The sequence below is a fragment of the Modestobacter altitudinis genome, from assembly GCF_005930475.1.
GTDB lineage: Bacteria > Actinomycetota > Actinomycetes > Mycobacteriales > Geodermatophilaceae > Modestobacter > Modestobacter altitudinis.
Genome location: NZ_SJEW01000029.1, coordinates 39,536 through 56,022, shown reverse-complemented (window position 1 = coordinate 56,022; position 16,487 = coordinate 39,536). Strand labels below are relative to the sequence as shown.

Sequence of the window (16,487 nt, the reverse complement as noted above, 5' to 3'; positions counted from 1 at the left end):
GTCCAGCGGGGCAGCGGTGGGGCCAGGAAGACGCAGGCGTGCTCGGCGACCTCGCACCGGCCGTCGTCCCGGACGCCGCCGCAGGGCCCGAACACCATCCGCTTCGGGCAGCCCGCCCGGGACCCGGCCGGGGCCGTCGGGTCGTCCGGGAGCGGGCTCACCCCCTGTCGCTGTCCCGCTCCTCGAGACGCGAAACGCCCGGTGGCGCGCCGGGGAGCTGTGACCTGGGTGACACATGTGTCCCGAGCACTGTCTCCGGGCACACGTGGTGGTGTCGAAGCAACCGACACGAGAACGGGGGGTCCGTGGTGCAGCCGAGCCAGGACCAGCAGGTGTACCGGCACGTCGGCCACGTGATGAACGACCATGAGGACGTCGCCACCCTGGTGGGGCCGTTCCTGCAGAGCGCGCTCGCCGCGGGGGAACCGGTGGTGATCGCCTCCCCCGACCCGCTGGCCTCTGCCCTCGCCGCCGTGCTGGGCAGCGACCGGGGCGTCCACGTGGTGCCGGCCGAGCCGCTGGAGCACCGGCCGCCGGACGCACTCGCCGCGATCGCCGACCTGATCGACCGCGACCTGCCCGGTGACGGTCGCCGCCTGCACCTGGTCACCGGCCCCGGTCCGCAGGACGCCGGGTCGTCGTTCCTGCAGACCGAGGCGTTGCTCAACCACGTGCTCGCCGCCCGGCCGGTCGACCACCTCTGCCTGATGGCCGCCGGTGAGACCGCGGACACCGCCGCGGTCGCCCGGGCGACCCACCCGTGGCTGCTCACCGCCGAGGGCATGGTGCCCAGCCCGGACTACCGCGCACCCGAGGAGCTGCTCCGCGAGGTGCAGCGGGCCGGGGAGCCGGACCCGCTGGAGGCCACCGAGCCGACCCTGGCCCTGGTGGACCTCGAGGACATGCGGGTGCTGCGCCGGGCGCTGAACCGGGTGCTGGCCGAGAGCGCGCTGTCCCCTGACGCCGCCCAGGACTTCGTGCTGGCCATCGACGAGGTGACCGCGAACGCCGCCGAGCACGGCATCCCACCGGTCGACGTGCGGCTGTGGTGCACGCCGGAGCGGCTGCTGTGCGCGATCACCGACCACGGCGCGTGCTTCGACGACCCGCTGGTCGGCTACGGCCCCGCCCACGGGGACATGGCCGTCGGCGGGATGGGGCTGTGGCTGGCCCGCCGCTCGGTCGACAGCCTGACCGCGTCCCCGGCCGACGAGTCCGGCGACGGCTGCACCGTCCGCCTGGTCGTCAACGCCTAACGGCCTCGTTGCAGGGGCCCGCCGCGAGCCTGCGAGTGGTGGGGGGCAACGAGGTCCTTCACCAGGCCTGCGGCCTCGATGAGGCGGGCCTGCTCGCGGCACCACGGGGACCAGTCGTCGTGCTGCTGGGTCTCCTGCCGGTCGCGGAAGGTGGCCCAGTCCAGCACCTCCCACTCGCCGACCTCGCTCGGGTCGGGGGTGGGCGTGCCGGTGAACCGTCCCAGGTAGACCGGGCAGATCTCGTTCTCCACCACGCCGCGGAACTCCGCGCGGTAGCGGTAGGAGGGCACCGCGGGCCGGAGGTCGGCCACGCCGAGGCCCAGCTCGAAGTCGGCCCGCCGGGCGATCGCCTCGGCGTCGACCTCCCCCGGCCCGGGGTGCCCGCACACCGTGTTGGTCCACATGCCGGGGAACGTCGCCTTCGTCTGCGCCCGGCGGGTGACCAGCAGCCGGCCCTCGTCGTCGAAGAGGTAGGCGGAGAAGGCCCGGTGCAGCGGCGTCTCGCCGTGGTGGACCAGCGGCTTGGGCATCGTGCCGATCGCCGTCCCCTGCTCGTCGACGAGGACGATCAGCTCTGCCGTCGGAGATGCCACCACGCCCTCCATCGTCCCCGACGCGCGCACGACGTGCGCGGACGGCCCCGACCGCCGGGTGCGCGGGTCCGACGCAGCGGGCACTGTGGGCTCCATGGACAGCTTCTCCCGCGGCGACCTCGTCTTCGACGTCCGTGACTCCGGCCCGGCCGACGGCGTCCCCGTCGTCCTGCTGCACGGCTTCCCGCAGGACGCCGGGGCGTTCGACCGGCTGAGCCCGGTGCTGCACTCTGCCGGGCTGCGCACGCTCGCCCCCGACCAGCGCGGCTACTCCCCCGGCGCCCGGCCGGAGGGGCGGTCTGCCTACGTCATGCGCGAGGTGGTGGACGACGTGCTGGCCCTGCTGGACGCCGCCGGCCTGCAGAGCGCCCACGTCGTCGGGCACGACTGGGGCGGGATCGCGGCCTGGGCGCTGGCGGCCTGGCACCCGTGGCGGGTGCGCACGCTGACCGCGCTCTCGGTGCCGCACCCCGCCGCGATGGGGCAGGCGATGGTGCACAGCGACCAGGCGCTCCGCTCGGCCTACATCGGCTTCTTCCAGCTGCCCCTCGTGCCGGAGCGCGTGCTGCTGGCCGGTGGGGGCGCGTTGCTGCGGCGGATGCTGCGGCAGGGCGGGCTGCCGGCCGACCTCGTCGAGGAGTACGCGACCCGGATGCAGCAGCCGGGCGCGCTGACCGCCGCACTGAACTGGTACCGCGCGATGCCGTTGGCCGCCCGCACCCCGGTGGGCGCGGTGCGGGTGCCGACGCTGCACGTGTGGGGCGCGGGCGATGCCTTCCTCGGCCGGGCGGCGACCGAGGCGACCGCCGAGTTCGTCGACGCGCCGTACGCGCTGGAGGTCCTCGACGACGTCGACCACTGGATCCCCGAGCTGGCCGCCGAGCGCACCGGGGAGCTGATCACCGCCCACGTCCGCACCCGTGCCTGATGGTCGGGAGCCGGCCCCTACGGTGACCGGGTGACCCTGGAGCTGACCCGAGCGGACGTGCTCGGCTTCCGCGTGCGCGCCCAGCAGCTGGACCGGCCGGCGGGCACGCTCGCCGACACCGCCGTCCTCGACCTGGGCGTGCAGGACACCGGCGCCGACGCCGGCCGGTGGGCGCTGGCGGTCCGGGGCGTCGAGGACGCCGACCCCGCCGACCTCGCGCTGGTGTGGACGATCCGGGGCGCCCCGCACCTCTACCGCCGGGCCGACCTCCCCGGGGTGGCCGCGGCGACGGCGCCGTTCTCCGACGCCGACGCGGGCAAGCGGATCTTCGACGCGGCCAGGCCGCTCAAGGCCGCCGGCATCCCGAACCTGTCCGCGCTGGACGAGGTCGCGGCCGCGATGCGGGCGGTGGTCACCGCCCCGACGATCAAGGGCGAGATGTCCCGGCAGCTCACCGAGCGACTGGACCGGCCGTACCTGCGCGACTGCCGCCCCTGCAACGCCGTCCACGTGCACGAGCAGACCTTCCGGCTCGCCGCCCTGCGCGCCGGGCTGGAGCTGCAGCCGGACACCTCTCCCCCGGTGCTGCAGCCCGTCCCCGGCCTCACCGCCGCCGACACCGTGCCCGCGCACCTCGACGTGGTCCGGGGCTACCTGCGGCTGCACGGCCCGGCCACCCGCCAGCAGGTCGCCGGCTACCTGGACGCGCCGGTGGCGGACGTGGCGGCGCACTGGCCCGAGGACGCCGTCGAGGTCACCGTCGAGGGCCAGCGCCGGTGGGTGGTCGCCGCCGACGTCGACCGGCTGCACGCCGGCCCGACCCGCAGCACCCGGCTGCTCGGCCCGTTCGACCCGTACCTGCAGACCCGCGACCGGTCGCTGCTGGTGTCCGACGGGGCGCGGGCCAAGGACCTGTGGCGCACGCTCGGCCGCCCCGGCGCGGTGCTCGTGGACGGGGAGGTCGCCGGCACCTGGCGGCCGCGCAAGCGCGGTGCGCAGCTGACCGTGCAGGTCGAGCCGTGGTCCCCCGTCCCGCGCACCGCGCTGGAGGAGCAGGCCGCCCGATTGGCCGCCGTCCGCGGGTGCCGGCTGGCCGGGGTGGAGGTCAGCGGTTGAGCGGTGCACGTGTCCGGGTAGCGGTCCTGCATGGCTGAGCTGACCAGCGGACTCCTCCCGGGCATGACCGTGGCGATCACCGGCGCCAGCGGCAACGTGGGCACGGCGCTGCTGCGCGCCCTCGCCGACGCCGGGGTGGGTGAGGTGCGCGGGCTGGCCCGGCGCCGTCCGCCGGAGACCGAGCCCTACGCGGGGGTGCGGTGGTTCTCCGCCGACCTCGGCTCCCCGGACAGCGAACCGGTGCTCGCCGAGTTCCTCGCCGGGGCCGACGCCGTCGTCCACCTCGCCTGGGCGCTGATCCCCGACCGGCGGCCCGACGTCCTGCAGGCGGTGAACATCGAGGGCACCCGGCGGGTCCTGGCCGCGGCCGGGGCGGCCGGGGTGCCGCACGTGGTGCACATGTCCTCGATCGGCACCTACGCCGCCGGGCCGCAGGTGCACCCGGTCCGCGAGGACTGGCCCGCCACCGGCGTGCCCAGCTCGCAGTACAGCCGGCAGAAGGTCGAGTGCGAGCAGATGGTCGCCGCGTTCGACGCGGAGCACCCCACCACGACCGTCTCGGTGACCCGGCCGACCCTGGTGCTGCAGCCCGACGCCGCCAGCGAGATCGGCCGGTACTTCCTCGGGCCGCTGCTGTTCCCCGCGGCCCGGGCGGTGCCGGGGGCGGTGGCCAAGCTGCTCCCCCTGCCGCTGCCCAGCTCCCTGCACCTGGGCTTCGTGCACAGCGACGACGTCGCCGACGGGATCGCCCGCATCCTCGACCGGCAGGCGCCGGGACCGTTCAACCTGTCCGCGCCTCCGGACCTCGACGCCGACGGGATCGCGCACGCGCTGGGGGTCCGCCGGGTGCCGGTGCCCGCCGTCGTGCTGCGCACCGGGATGCAGGCCGCGTTCCTGGCCCACGTGCTGCAGATCGAGCCCGGCTGGCTGGACCTCGGCATCGGGGTGCCGCCGCTGGACACCACCCGGGCGCGCTCGCTGCTCGGCTGGCGGGCCACGCACAGCGGCGGTGACCTGCTGCGGGAGTTCGTCGCGGCGCTGGGCAGCGGCGCGGGCCACACCGGCCCGCTGCTGCACCCGGGCACCGGTCCCGAGCACACCCCGGCCTAGTAAAGGACCCCCTCGCCCCCCACCGCTCGCAAGCTCACGGCGGGCCCCTGCGAGGGGGCCGGCTGATTCGCATGACCTATCCCCGGGGCATGCCGGCGGCGCGCAGCAGGGCGCCGCCGATGATCACCTTCTGCACCTCGCTGGTGCCCTCGTAGAGGCGGTACAGCCGGGCGTCGCGATAGAAGCGCTCGACCGGCGTGGTCCGCAGGTAGCCCAGCCCGCCGTGCACCTGGACGGCGCGGTCGGTGGCCCGGCCGACCATCTCGCTGCAGAAGAGCTTGGCCGACGACGGGCCCACCGAGGTGTCCTCGCCCGAGTCGTACCGGGCGGCGACGTCGATGACCATGCTCCGGGCCGCGAGCAGCTCGGCATGGGTCTCCGCGATCATCGCCTGCACCAGCTGGAACCGGCCGATCGGGGCGCCGCCCTGCTTGGCGGTGGCGGCGTAGGCGACGGACTCGTCGAGCACCCGCTGCGCCATCCCCACGCAGAGCGCGGCGATGTGCAGCCGGCCGCGGGAGAGCACGGTCAGCGCCTTGGCGTAGCCGCGGCCCTCCTCCCCGATCAGGGCGTCGGCAGGCACCCGGACGTCGTCGAAGAAGACCTCGGCGGTCCAGGCGCCGGACTGGCCCATCTTCTTGTCGTGCGGGCCGACCGAGACCCCCCGGGCGGTGGCATCGACGACGAAGCTGGAGATGCCGCGCCCGCCCCGCTCCGCGGGGTCGCTGCGGGCGAAGACGACGAAGAGGTCGGCGATCGGCGCGTTGGTGATGTACCGCTTGCCGCCGGAGATCACCCAGCCGTCGCCGTCCCGCCGGGCGGTGGTGCGCAGGCCGGCCGGGTCCGAGCCCGCCTCGGCCTCGGTGAGCGCGAAGGACCCGATCAGCTCCCCGGCGGCCAGCCGCGGCAGGTAGGCCTTCTTCTGCTCGTCGCTGCCGAACCGGGCGATCACCTGACCGGCGATGCCGTTGTTGGTGCCGAACAGCGAGCGGAAGGCCGGCGTCGTGTAGCCGAACTCGAAGGCCAGCTGCACGTCCTCGCTCATCGTGACGCCGAGGCCGCCGTGCTCCTCGGGCAGGGCGTAGCCGAACAGCCCCATGTCGGCGGCCGCGCCGCGCAGCTCCTCGGGGATGCGATCGGAGAGGTCGATCTCCTCCTCGCGGGGCACCACGACCTCGCGGACCAGCTGCCGAACGGCGTCCTTGACCTGGGCGAAGACATCAGCGTCCATGCCGGACATGCTGGACCCCCGGCCGCGACGATCGCGACCGGGGGTCCAGGACGGCAGAAGTGGCCACTTCTGCCCTCAGGGCATCACGCCAGGGCGTCGAGCTTGGCCATCTCGTCGGCCGTCAGGGTGAGCTGGGCGGCGCCCAGGTTCTCCGTCAGGTGGTCGACGGACTTGGTGCCCGGGATGGGCAGGATGACCGGCGACTTCTGCAGCAGCCAGGCCAGCGCGACCTGGGACGGCGTCGCGTCGAGCTCCGCAGCCACCGCCGCGACAGGGCTGTCGGGCTTGGCCAGGTCACCGGTGGCGATCGGGAACCACGGGATGAAGGCGATGCCCTGCGCCTCGGCGTACTCGAGCACGTCCTGGGACTGCCGGTTGGTCAGGTTGTAGAGGTTCTGCACGCTGGCGATCGGGGTGATCTCCTGCGCCGCCCTCAGCTCGTCGACGGAGACCTCGGAGACGCCGATGTGCCGGACCTTGCCCTGCTCCTTGAGGTCGGCGAAGGCGCCGAGCTGGTCGGCCAGCGGCACCTGGGGGTCGATGCGGTGCAGCTGGATGAGGTCGATCCGGTCGACCTGGAGGTTCCGCAGCGACAGCTCGACCTGCTGGGTGAGGTACTCGGGCCGACCGCACGGCGGCCACACGCCCGGGCCGGTGCGGGTGAGGCCGGCCTTGGTGGCGATGACCAGTCCGTCGGGGTACGGGAAGGCGGCCTCGGCGATGATCTGCTCGCTGACCTGCGGGCCGTAGGAGTCCGCGGTGTCGATGAAGTCGACGCCCTGCTCGAGGGCGGCCTTCACGACGGCGAGAGCACCTGCGCGGTCGGCCGGCTCACCCCAGACGCCGGGACCGGTGAGCTGCATGGCGCCGTAACCCAGGCGGTGGACGGTGAGGTCGCCGCCGAGGTCGAAGGTGAGCTGCGTGGTGGACGTGGTCATGGGGGTCCTCCTGGTGTCGTCGTCGCCCCGGGTCGGTGCCACCGGGGTCCCGTTGCGCACAAGCGGGTGAGGACGCCGACCCTTCCCGCACCACCGCGATGTGATCGGCGACACGACCCGGTGATGGTGCAGGGTGGGAGCGGTTGGGCCGGCCCGCCGCTGGACATGTCCGGAGGCGTCGGCCGGTCGGGAGCAGGCACAGGGCGGGACCGGGGACGGTCGCCGCGGGAGAGGATCGACGTGGGTGAGCTGGTGGTCGTCCGGCACGGGCAGACCGAGTGGAGCACGAGTGGGCAGCACACCGGCCTCACCGACCTGCCGTTGCTGCCCGGAGGTGAGGACGACGCCCGCCGGTTGCGCCCGGTCCTGGCCCAGCGGCACATCACGCACGCCTTCGTCAGCCCGCTGACCCGGGCCCGGCGCACCGCCGAGCTCGCCGGGCTGTTCGACGACGGCATCGAGACCGCGGTGGACCCGCACCTGGTCGAGGTCGACTACGGCCGCTGGGAGGGCCGGACGACCCCCGAGATCCGCGCCGAGCTCGGACACCCGTGGTCGCTGTGGGAGGACGGCACCGAGCCCGGCGACACCCCCGGCGAGAGCCTGGACCAGGTCGCCGAGCGGGTCGACCGGGTGCTGGGGCGGGCCCGCCCGCTGCTGGCCGACGGCGACGTCGCCCTGGTCGCGCACGGGCACGTGCTGCGCATCCTCACCGCCCGCTACCTGGGCCTCGGGCCGGAGAAGGGCGCCCTGTTCCCGCTGGCCACCGGGCGCTACGGCGTCCTCGGCTCCGAGCACGACTGGCCCGCGCTGACCGGCTGGAACACCGGCTGCCCGTGACCGAGGAGCCGCTGCCCACCCACGCGAGCAGCGGCGTCGTCCGCGTCGGCGACACGGTCCGCCGCCCCTCCGGCCCGTGGACCGACTCCGTGGACGCCCTGCTGGCGCACCTGCACGGCGTCGGGTTCCGCGGCGCGCCCCGGCCGCTCGGTCGCGACGGTCAGGGGCGCCAGGTGCTGGAGTACCTGCCCGGTGTGGCGGGGTCCCCCGACCCGGACTGGACCGACGCGGATCTCCGGGAGCTCGGCGGTTTCCTGCGTCAGCTGCACGAGGCGACAGCGTCGTTCCCGCCACCCGCAGGAGCCGTCTGGCAGCGCGCCATCGCCCCCGATCGGGAGGACCTCGTCGTCCACAACGACCCGGCGCCGTGGAACCTGGTGCGCAGCCCAGCAGGTTGGGCGCTGATCGACTGGGACTTCGCCGGCCCCGGGTCGCGGCTCTGGGACCTCTCTTACGCCGTGCAGACGGCCGTCCCGCTGCATGCCGGCCGGCCGGTGTCGGCCTCGTTGCCCGGGCTGCGTGCGATGGCCGAGGGCTACGGCCTGGACGGCGCCGGACGCGCCGGCCTCGTCCCGTTGCTGCACCGCCGGGTCGCCGCCATGGTCGAGCTGCTCCGCGACGGTGCCGCCTCGGGCGAGCAGCCGTGGGCCCGCATCTGGACCGAGGACGGCAGCTACTGGCAGCGGACCGCCGACCACCTGGCCGAGCACCGCGACGACTGGGCCGCGGCGCTGGGCTGCTGAGTCCGGCCCGCTGGGTCCAGGGTCAGGCGAGGACGAGCTCCGGCTCGGACTCCGGCTCGGGCCGCACCGGCCGGCCGAACAGCCAGCCCTGCCCGAGGTCGGCGCCCACGGCCCGCGCCTGCTCCGCCGTCCGCTCGCTCTCGATCCCCTCGGCGACGACCAGGCCGCCCTGCACGTGGGTCAGCTCGATGAGCGCCCGGGCGATCGCGTTGGGGCCCGGCTCGTGCAGCCGGGCGACCAGGGTCTTGCTCAGCTTCAGCACGTCGGGCCGGACGACGGAGACCAGCGCGAGGCTCGACCAGCCGACGTGCACGTCGTCCAGCGCGATCCGCCAGCCCAGCGAGCGGTGGTGCTCCAGCACCGACAGCAGGTGCTCCCGGTCGGTGACCGCGTGCGAGGCGACGACCTCGAACACCAGCTGCCGGGGGTCGATGCCGCTGTCGTGCACCACCGCCTCGGTGCTGGCCAGGCAGACCGACGGCCGGTGGACGGCGGCGGGGTTGGAGTTCACGTACAGGTCCGCGCCGCCCAGCCAGCCGGCGGCGCCGGTGATCGCGGCCTCCCGGGCCAGCCGGTCCAGCCGGCGCAGCCAGCCGGCCCGCTCGGCCAGGAAGAACAGGTCTCCGCCGCCGACCTCGCGGCCGTCGACCCGGCCGCGGAGCAGCGCCTCGTGCCCGACCATCCCGCCGCTGGCCAGCGACATGATCGGCTGGTACACCGGCCACAGCACCGCGTCGGTGAGCAGCGACATCTCCACGGTGACGCCGCGGCGGGCGAGCTCCACCGCCAGGGTCGGCGCGGTGAGCAGCCGGGTGGCGAGGGCGACGCCGTCGGCGGGCGGGTCGGTGGTCACCCGCACGGCCTCGGTCTCCGCGGTGGTGAGCTCACGCGCCAGCCGCTGCAGCAGCCGGTCGATCCGCCGGCCGCCCTCGTCGTCGACGATGTCGAGCAGCCCCGGTGCGGTGCCGATCCGCAGGCCCATCGCCCCGGCGACCCGGGAGATGCTGGGCAGCACGTGGCTGAGCGTGCTGGCAAGCAGCAGCCGGCGGGCACGCTGGGGGGTCTCCCACGAGGGACGCACGACGTCGACAGGACCGGTCACCGCAGCAGGATGACCGACCGCCGAGCCGCCGCCCGGCAGGCGCGCGGGCGGGACCGTGCAGCGTTGCGCTCACTGGTCGGGACCTGAGATGAGACATGAAGATCAACACGTCTACTGTTCAGCTGTGCCCAACCAGAACGCCTCCGACGGTGGACGACCGGGTCGCGGAGGCCGCCCTCGTGACCCGTCCCGGGACGGCGCCATCCGGGCGGCGATCCTGCAGGTGCTGGCCGAGTCCGGCTACGCGGGCCTGACCATGGACGCGGTGGCCGCCGCGGCCGGCGTGGGCAAGGCGACGATCTACCGCCGCTGGCGCACCAAGTCCGACCTGGTCACCGATGCCGTCGCCGAGCTGAGCTCGATGTCGATCGACACCCCGGACACCGGGTCGCTTGAGGGGGACCTGCGGGTGCTGCTGCACTCGCTGGTCGGCGCGGTCAACGGCCCGCTCGGGGCGGCCACCCTGTCCCTGCTGTCGGCCCTGCCGCACGAGCCGGGGCTGCGCGAGGCGTTCCACAGCGGCCCGATGGGCGTCTGGAGCACGACGTTCCGCGAGGTCTGGGAGCGGGCCGAGGCCCGCGGCGAGGTCCACCAGCCGATCGCCGGGACGGCGGTCTCCTCGACAGCCAGCGCACCGATCCTGCAGCGCTGGCTGTTCAGCGGCGAGCCGGTGCCGGAGGCCTTCGCCGACGAGCTGCTCGCCGACGTCGTCATGCCGCTGATCACCGCGCGCAACGCCGCCTGAGGCTCAGACCGCCTCGACCGCCGACCGGAAGCCGCGCAGCCGCAGGCTGTTGGCGACCACCAGCACCGAGGACGCCGCCATCGCCAGCCCGGCCAGCACCGGGTTGAGGAAGCCGAGCGCGGCCAGCGGCACCAGGGCGACGTTGTAGGCGAACGCCCAGAACAGGTTGCCGCGGATCACCGCGAGCGTCCGCCGGGACAGCCGGACCGCGTCGACCGCGGCGTCCAGGTCGGACCGCACCAGGGTCAGGTCGCTGGCCTCGATCGCCACGTCGGTGCCCGAGCCCATCGCCAGCCCGAGGTCGGCCTGGGCCAGCGCCGGCGCGTCGTTCACGCCGTCCCCCACCATGGCGACGACCCGGCCCTCGGCCTGCAGCCGGCGGACCACGTCCACCTTGCCGGCCGGCAGCACCCCGGCCACCACCTCGCCGGCGTCCAGCCCGACGGCCCGGGCCACCGCTGCGGCGGCGCCGGCGTTGTCCCCGGTGACCAGCACCGGGGACAGCCCGAGCGCGCGCAGCCGGCCGATCGCCGCGGCGCTGCTGGGCTTCACGGTGTCGGCGACGACGAGCACGCCGCGCACCTCGCCGTCCCAGGCCACCCGCACGGCGGTGCGGCCCGCGGCCTCGGCGGCGTCGACCACGGCGGCCAGCCCGGCGGGGAGCGCCTCCCGGCCGCCGACGACCACCGGACGCCCCTCGACGGTGCCGCTGACGCCCAGCCCCGGCCGGCTGACGAACGCCTCGACCGGCGGGAGCGGGCCTCCGGCCGCGGCGACGATCGCGCGGGCGATCGGGTGCTCGGAGCCGGCCTCGACGGCGGCGGCCAGCCGCAGCGTGTCCGGGGAGCCGGCGGCGTCCACCAGGCTCATCTGCCCGGTGGTGACCGTGCCGGTCTTGTCCAGCAGCACGGTGTCGACCCGACGGGTGCTCTCCAGCACCTCCGGGCCCTTGATCAGCACGCCGAGCTGGGCGCCGCGGCCGGTGCCGACCAGCAGCGCCGTGGGGGTGGCCAGGCCCAGCGCGCACGGGCAGGCGATGACCAGGACGGCGACGGCCGCGGTGAACGCCGCCGTGGCGTCGCCGGTGGTCAGCAGCCAGCCGAGCAGGGTGCCGAGCGCGACGAGCAGGACGACCGGGACGAAGACCGCGGAGACCCGGTCGGCCAGCCGCTGGACCGGCGCCTTGCCGCTCTGCGCGGCGGTGACCAGGCGCCCCAGCTGGGCCAGCGTGGTGGCGTCGCCGACCCGGGTCGCCTCGACCACGAGCCGGCCGCCGACGTTGACGGTGGCACCGGTGACCCGGTCGCCGACGGAGACCTCCACCGGGACGCTCTCGCCGGTCAGCATCGACAGGTCGACGGCGGACGTGCCGGTGACCACGACACCGTCGGTGGCCACCTTCTCCCCCGGCCGGACGACGAACCGGTCGCCCACGACGAGCTGACCGATCGGCACCCGGTGTTCGGTTCCGTCGCGCAGCACGGCGGCGTCCCGGGCACCCAGCTCCAGCAGCGCGGTCAGCGCGGCACCGGAGCGGCGCTTGGCCCGCGCCTCGGCGTACCGGCCGGCGAGCAGGAAGACGGTGACGGCGGAGGCGACCTCGAGGTACAGCTCGTCGCTCCCCGTGCCCCGCTCGGGCAGCAGCTGGAAGGTCATCGTCATGCCGGTCATCCCGGCGTCGCCGAGGAACAGTGCCCACAGCGACCACAGGTAGGCGGCGGTGATCCCGATCGAGACAAGGGTGTCCATCGTGCTGGCGCCGTGCCGGGCGTTCAGCACGGCGGCGCGGTGGAAGGGCCAGGCGCCCCACACCGCGACCGGGCTGGCCAGCGTCAGCGCCAGCCACTGCCAGTCGTCGAACTGCAGCGCGGGCACCATCGACAGCAGCAGCACCGGCAGCGCCAGCGCCGCGCTGACTGCCAGCCGCTGCCGCAGCGCCGCCTCCGGGTCCGCGGCGACGGGCTCGTCCTCGACCGTCGGCGGCGCCGGGAGGGCGGCGGCGTAGCCCGCGGCCGCGACGGTCTCCAGCAGCCGGTCGGTGCCGACCCGCGCCGGGTCGAACCGGACGGTGGCCGCCTCGGTGGCGTAGTTGACGCTGGCCTGGACGCCGTCGAGCTTGTTGAGCTTGCGCTCGATCCGGTTCGCGCAGCTGGCGCAGGTCATGCCGGTGATGTCCAGGCGGACCTCGTCCAGCGGCGTGGAGCTCTCGGACGGGGCCGCCTCGGGGCCGGCAGTCACGCGGGCTGGGCGGTGTAGCTGCCGGCCTCGGCGACGGCCGCCTGCACCTGCTCGGCGGTCACGTCGCCCACCACCTGGAGGCGTCCGGTGGCCAGGTCGACGTCGACCCCGCTGACGCCGGGGAGCTCGGTGACCTCCTCGGTCACGGAGGCGACGCAGTGCTGGCAGGTCATGCCGCTGACGGTGAAGTCCAGGGTGGACACGGGGGTGCTCCTCTTCGGTGGGGTTCAGGACCGGACGAGCCGGGCGATGGCGGCCGAGGCCTCGGCGATCTTCGCCTCGGCGGCCGCGCCGTCGTCGTCGGCGCTGCTGGTCACCGCGTCCCGGACGCAGTGCCCGAGGTGGTCGTCGAGCAGGCCGAGGGCGACCGCCTGCAGGGCCTTGGTCGCCGCGGAGACCTGGGTGAGGACGTCGATGCAGTAGGTGTCCTCCTCCACCATCCGCGCGATGCCCCGGACCTGGCCCTCGACGCGCTTGAGGCGGGCGAGGACCTGCTCCTTGTTGTCGGCGTAGCCGGTCATGCCTGCAAGGGTACCCCCCAGGGGTACCTATCACCAGCCGCGGGTGCCGGGCTCCCCCTTGAACGGGCCGACCACCTCGGCGGTGATCCAGCCGCCGTAGAAGTCGCCGGCCTGGGCGCGCACGGGCTCCCCGTCGACGCTCGCCCCGTCGACCCGGCTGGGGTAGAACGCCAGCGCGCCGCGCAGCTGCTCGTAACCGGCGGTGGGCTGCTCGTAGGACCAGGCGACCGAGGAGTGCCGGACGCCGTCGACGACGGCGTCCCAGTAGGTCGCGGTCCCCTTGAACTCGCACCACGACGAGCCCGCGGCGCGCTCGAGGACGCCGGGGGCGACGTCGTCCCGGGGCACGTAGAACACCGGGGGGTGGCTGGTCTCGCAGACGCGGACGGCGCGGTCGGTGGTGGCGACGACGCGGCCGCCGAGGACGACCTCGATCCGCCGCCGGGTCACCTCGGCCGACGGCGGGCGCGGGTAGTCCCAGACGGACTCCTGACCGGGGCCGGTCGGGTCGGGCTGTGGGTGGCGCACTCCCCGATCGTGCGCCACCGAGAGCGCTCGGGTCAGCGGCGGACGCGCCGGACGATCTTCCGGGTGACGACGAAGGTGACGGTCAGGCCGACCGCGCCCATGATCGCCATGCCGGGCGGGCTCTGCAGGAACGCCTGCGCCTTCTCCTTGGCCTGGTCGCTCAGGCGCTTGGGGCTGGTTCGGAACGCCAGCTCGTCCAAGGTGGCCGCCAGCGACTCGCGGGCGGCGTCGATCTCGTTCTGGATCTGCTCAGGGCTGCGCGGCACGCGCGACAGCCTGCCAGATCGTGTGCCGAGCGGCCCGGTCAGCGGTCCACGAGCACCCGATGGGGTGCACCGGGGCGCCTCCTCGGCGTGCTCAGCCGCCCCGCCGCGGGGACCGCCGTCCGCAGCCGGCCGCCGGCCACTCGACCACCTGGACCTCCCCCGGTCGCAACGCGGCCCACGCTCGCTGCGCCTCCCGCAGCGCCGCGGCCGCGGCGGTGAGCTGATCGGGCCGGTGACCCGTGGCCCCGATCTCCGCGGGGAGCACCTCGGCGCCGCGGGCCAGCCGGGCGACGACGTCCGCCAGCCCCTCCGCGTGCTGGACCCGTGCCGCCCGTTCCCGCTTGAGCGCGGCGGACCGCTCCCCCGCGTGCGGCGGCTGACGGCCGGACACGTGCCGCATGCTGTTCCAGACCACGCCGTCGGCGACGCAGCCCCAGATGCCGTCGGTCACCCGCAGCTCGGTCTCGACGAGCGCGTGGACCAGGTCGTGCGGCAGGTCGGCGCCGCCGCCGGCCCCGCGCATCTCGAACACCACGCCGTCGTCCCGCTCGACCGACGTCTCGACGGGACGGCGGTCGGCCAGCCGCCGGACGGTCAGGCGCACACCTCGAGGCTGCGCGGACGGTCAACCGGTTTCCCGCGCCCGCCTCCTAGACTCCCGGCCACGCGGGAGTGGTGTAACGGCAGCCACGCCAGACTTAGGATCTGGTGCCTTCGGGCGTAGGGGTTCGACTCCCCTCTCCCGCACGCGAGGTCTTGCCCGCCCCGGGCGTCCCGGAGGACCCTGCGTCCGCATGGGCGTCTACAGCCGGCACCTCCGGCCGCGGCTGCACGACCGGCTCCTCGCCGACACGGCCACGTCCGACGTGCGGGAACGCGTCTGCGCCGGGCTGTCCGGGGACGTGCTGGAGATCGGGTTCGGCTCGGGGCTCAACCTCCCCCACCTGCCGCCGGCGGTCACCGGCGTGTGGGCGGTCGAGCCGTCGGCCACCGCGGTGCGGCTCTCCGCTCCCCGCCGGGACGCCTCGCCGGTCCGCGTCGAGGTCGCCGGCGACGACGCCCAGGCGTTGCCCTTCCCCGACCACCGGTTCGACGCGGCACTGTGCACCTGGGTGCTGTGCAGCGTCCCCGACCGCCGTCGGGCGCTGGCCGAGGTGGCCCGCGTCCTCCGCCCCGGCGGCCGCCTGCACTTCGTCGAGCACGGGCTGGCCCCGGACCCGCAGGTCGTCCGGTGGCAGCGGCGAGCCAACCCGCTCAGCCGCGCGCTGTCCGGGTGCGAGCTGGACGTCGACGTCGCCGGGCTGCTCGCCGTCTCCCCGCTGACGGTGACCGAGCTGACCAGCTGGTACCTGCCGGGCGCACCGCGGTCCACCGGCTTCCTGTCCGCGGGCCGGGCGACCGCCTGAGCTCAGCCGAGGTCGACCCGCAGGTCCAGCTGGACCGACGGCGCCTCGGGGTCGTCGGCGTCCACGACCCCCAGCAGGTGCACCGCGCCGTCGCGGGCACCGCGCAGCGCCAGGCCCTCGACCTTCTGCACCCGGCCGTGCACCTCCGGGATCGCGGCGACGGCCACGACCGCGTCGCCGTCGACCAGCACCAGCGCGGTGCCGACCACCGGACCGTCGTCGACGGCGTTGGGGGTGTCCTCGGCAGCGGCGCTGAGCAGCAGCCGCCCGTCGGGCAGCGCGACGGCGTCGGTGACGGCCAGGCCGACGCCACCGACCTCCCCGAGGTCGTACGTCCGCGGGGCCGCCACGGCCACCGCGTCCGGGTCGGCCCGGCCGAGAACGACCTCGACCAGGTCCGCGACGGCCACGTCGATGCTGGCCGAGGGCAGCCCGGCGGCCAGGTTGCCGCGCTGGAACCAGCGCAGCGTCGCCCCGGACCGGCCGGCCCCCTCCAGGTTCAGCTGGTCGAGAGGGACGCCCAGCCGCGCGGCGACCCGGGCGTAGAGCGGGTCCAGGTCGGCAGCGGAGACCACCGGCCGGCCGTCGACGAGGCGGACGAGCACCCCGCGCATGCGCCGCCCGGTGGAGCCGGAGCCCAGCAGCAGGACGGCCGGGAGCCCGTCCACCTCCGCCGGGCACGCGACCTCGAGGTCCGGCTTCAGGGGCTTGGTCCCGGCCGCCTCGGTGAACCGGTCGTGCCCCTCGACGGCGGGCAGCAGCCGCAGCGGGTCGACCCGGCCGGCGTGCTGCCAGGCGGCCGAGGTCGCGTCGTCCTGCGCGATGAGCCAGCCCGCGCCCAGCGGTGCGAGGGCCGACGCCGCGGTCACCGGCGAGCCGTCGTCGAACCACAGCGCCCGGACGTCGTCCACGAAGACCTGCACCCG

Annotated in this window: 20 protein-coding genes and 1 tRNA gene; 9 read left to right on the top strand and 12 right to left on the bottom strand. The window is 75.2% G+C overall.

Annotated features, from left to right (window positions below):
• The coding region (locus tag FHL79_RS26165) for a methylenetetrahydrofolate reductase C-terminal domain-containing protein (RefSeq protein ID WP_281283873.1) at positions 1-368 on the bottom strand (368 nt) is incomplete at its 3' end.
• On the opposite strand from FHL79_RS26165, the gene FHL79_RS12750 reads away from it, so the two are divergent.
• The gene (locus tag FHL79_RS12750; protein ID WP_138758965.1) at positions 306-1,256 is read left to right on the top strand and encodes an ATP-binding protein; all 951 of its coding nucleotides are present in this window, start codon (positions 306-308) and stop codon (positions 1,254-1,256) included. The two genes, FHL79_RS26165 and FHL79_RS12750, sit on opposite strands and share 63 nt — an antisense overlap.
• Here FHL79_RS12750 and idi read toward each other — a convergent pair.
• The gene (gene idi, locus FHL79_RS12745) at positions 1,253-1,849 is read right to left on the bottom strand and encodes an isopentenyl-diphosphate Delta-isomerase (RefSeq protein ID WP_246080714.1); all 597 of its coding nucleotides are present in this window, start codon (positions 1,847-1,849) and stop codon (positions 1,253-1,255) included. The two genes, FHL79_RS12750 and idi, sit on opposite strands and share 4 nt — an antisense overlap.
• 94 nt (positions 1,850-1,943) lie before the next feature.
• Between idi and FHL79_RS12740 the strand changes: the two genes are divergently transcribed.
• Genes FHL79_RS12740 through FHL79_RS12730 form a run of 3 tightly spaced genes read left to right on the top strand, consistent with a single transcriptional unit; the run spans position 1,944 to position 5,003 of the window.
• A complete protein-coding gene (locus FHL79_RS12740; RefSeq protein WP_138758964.1) occupies positions 1,944-2,777 on the top strand; it encodes an alpha/beta fold hydrolase in 834 nt (277 codons plus the stop codon).
• A gap of 30 nt (positions 2,778-2,807) precedes the next feature.
• Complete coding sequence (locus FHL79_RS12735; protein WP_138758963.1) at positions 2,808-3,893, top strand: winged helix DNA-binding domain-containing protein; 1,086 nt, start codon at positions 2,808-2,810, stop codon at positions 3,891-3,893.
• Between the two features lie 30 nt (positions 3,894-3,923).
• Positions 3,924-5,003 carry an NAD-dependent epimerase/dehydratase family protein gene (locus tag FHL79_RS12730; protein ID WP_138758962.1) on the top strand — a complete coding sequence of 360 codons (1,080 nt, stop codon included), beginning with the start codon at positions 3,924-3,926 and terminating at the stop codon, positions 5,001-5,003.
• 76 nt (positions 5,004-5,079) lie between these two features.
• On the opposite strand, the gene FHL79_RS12725 is transcribed toward FHL79_RS12730, so the two are convergent.
• The gene (locus FHL79_RS12725) at positions 5,080-6,234 is read right to left on the bottom strand and encodes an acyl-CoA dehydrogenase family protein (protein WP_138758961.1); all 1,155 of its coding nucleotides are present in this window, start codon (positions 6,232-6,234) and stop codon (positions 5,080-5,082) included.
• Positions 6,235-6,317: 83 nt separating this feature from the next.
• A complete protein-coding gene (locus FHL79_RS12720) occupies positions 6,318-7,172 on the bottom strand; it encodes an aldo/keto reductase (protein WP_138758960.1) in 855 nt (284 codons plus the stop codon).
• A gap of 240 nt (positions 7,173-7,412) precedes the next feature.
• On the opposite strand from FHL79_RS12720, the gene FHL79_RS12715 reads away from it, so the two are divergent.
• The gene (locus FHL79_RS12715) at positions 7,413-8,012 is read left to right on the top strand and encodes a histidine phosphatase family protein (protein ID WP_138758959.1); all 600 of its coding nucleotides are present in this window, start codon (positions 7,413-7,415) and stop codon (positions 8,010-8,012) included.
• Positions 8,009-8,755: a phosphotransferase enzyme family protein gene (locus FHL79_RS12710; protein WP_218938448.1), complete on the top strand. Its 747-nt coding sequence runs from the start codon at positions 8,009-8,011 to the stop codon at positions 8,753-8,755. The genes FHL79_RS12715 and FHL79_RS12710 overlap by 4 nt, the downstream gene beginning before the upstream one ends.
• A gap of 22 nt (positions 8,756-8,777) precedes the next feature.
• On the opposite strand, the gene FHL79_RS12705 is transcribed toward FHL79_RS12710, so the two are convergent.
• On the bottom strand, positions 8,778-9,857 hold the full coding sequence (locus tag FHL79_RS12705) for an EAL domain-containing protein (protein WP_138758958.1): 1,080 nt from the start codon (positions 9,855-9,857) through the stop codon (positions 8,778-8,780).
• Between the two features lie 124 nt (positions 9,858-9,981).
• Between FHL79_RS12705 and FHL79_RS12700 the strand changes: the two genes are divergently transcribed.
• The gene (locus FHL79_RS12700) at positions 9,982-10,602 is read left to right on the top strand and encodes a TetR-like C-terminal domain-containing protein (protein ID WP_138758957.1); all 621 of its coding nucleotides are present in this window, start codon (positions 9,982-9,984) and stop codon (positions 10,600-10,602) included.
• 3 nt (positions 10,603-10,605) lie between these two features.
• Here the strand turns inward: FHL79_RS12700 and FHL79_RS12695 are convergent, their stop codons facing one another.
• The 6 genes from FHL79_RS12695 to FHL79_RS12670 form a co-directional block, all read right to left on the bottom strand.
• Positions 10,606-12,840, bottom strand: a complete 2,235-nt coding sequence (locus FHL79_RS12695) for a heavy metal translocating P-type ATPase (protein ID WP_281283872.1) — start codon at positions 12,838-12,840, stop codon at positions 10,606-10,608.
• On the bottom strand, positions 12,837-13,043 hold the full coding sequence (locus FHL79_RS12690) for a heavy-metal-associated domain-containing protein (RefSeq protein WP_218938447.1): 207 nt from the start codon (positions 13,041-13,043) through the stop codon (positions 12,837-12,839). Before FHL79_RS12690 ends, FHL79_RS12695 begins: the two co-directional genes overlap by 4 nt.
• Before the next feature lie 24 nt (positions 13,044-13,067).
• Positions 13,068-13,361, bottom strand: coding sequence for a metal-sensitive transcriptional regulator (locus tag FHL79_RS12685; RefSeq protein ID WP_138758956.1), 294 nt, complete (start codon positions 13,359-13,361; stop codon positions 13,068-13,070).
• A gap of 30 nt (positions 13,362-13,391) precedes the next feature.
• Entirely contained in the window at positions 13,392-13,889 is a 498-nt protein-coding gene (locus FHL79_RS12680; protein ID WP_138758955.1) for a DUF427 domain-containing protein, read from the bottom strand.
• A gap of 32 nt (positions 13,890-13,921) precedes the next feature.
• Entirely contained in the window at positions 13,922-14,155 is a 234-nt protein-coding gene (locus tag FHL79_RS12675; RefSeq protein WP_138758954.1) for a DUF3618 domain-containing protein, read from the bottom strand.
• 91 nt (positions 14,156-14,246) lie between these two features.
• Positions 14,247-14,759, bottom strand: coding sequence for a hypothetical protein (locus tag FHL79_RS12670; RefSeq protein ID WP_138758953.1), 513 nt, complete (start codon positions 14,757-14,759; stop codon positions 14,247-14,249).
• A 62-nt stretch (positions 14,760-14,821) separates the two neighbouring features.
• Here FHL79_RS12670 and FHL79_RS12665 point away from each other — a divergent pair.
• A tRNA-Leu gene (locus tag FHL79_RS12665) sits at positions 14,822-14,902 on the top strand.
• Between the two features lie 47 nt (positions 14,903-14,949).
• A complete protein-coding gene (locus FHL79_RS12660; protein ID WP_138758952.1) occupies positions 14,950-15,561 on the top strand; it encodes a class I SAM-dependent methyltransferase in 612 nt (203 codons plus the stop codon).
• A gap of 2 nt (positions 15,562-15,563) precedes the next feature.
• Here FHL79_RS12660 and FHL79_RS12655 read toward each other — a convergent pair whose 3' ends face one another.
• Positions 15,564-16,484, bottom strand: a complete 921-nt coding sequence (locus FHL79_RS12655; protein ID WP_138758951.1) for a DUF6910 family protein — start codon at positions 16,482-16,484, stop codon at positions 15,564-15,566.
• Positions 16,485-16,487 lie beyond the last annotated feature (3 nt).

What these genes read in the sequence shown, in the direction of transcription:
- FHL79_RS12740 (WP_138758964.1), top strand. Translation starts at nt 1,944, where the DNA reads ATGGACAGCTTCTCCCGCGGCGACCTCGTCTTCGACGTCCGTGACTCC.
- FHL79_RS12730 (WP_138758962.1), top strand. Translation starts at nt 3,924, where the DNA reads ATGGCTGAGCTGACCAGCGGACTCCTCCCGGGCATGACCGTGGCGATC.
- FHL79_RS12725 (WP_138758961.1), bottom strand. Translation starts at nt 6,234, where the DNA reads ATGGACGCTGATGTCTTCGCCCAGGTCAAGGACGCCGTTCGGCAGCTG.
- FHL79_RS12720 (WP_138758960.1), bottom strand. Translation starts at nt 7,172, where the DNA reads ATGACCACGTCCACCACGCAGCTCACCTTCGACCTCGGCGGCGACCTC.
- FHL79_RS12685 (WP_138758956.1), bottom strand. Translation starts at nt 13,361, where the DNA reads ATGACCGGCTACGCCGACAACAAGGAGCAGGTCCTCGCCCGCCTCAAG.
- FHL79_RS12660 (WP_138758952.1), top strand. Translation starts at nt 14,950, where the DNA reads ATGGGCGTCTACAGCCGGCACCTCCGGCCGCGGCTGCACGACCGGCTC.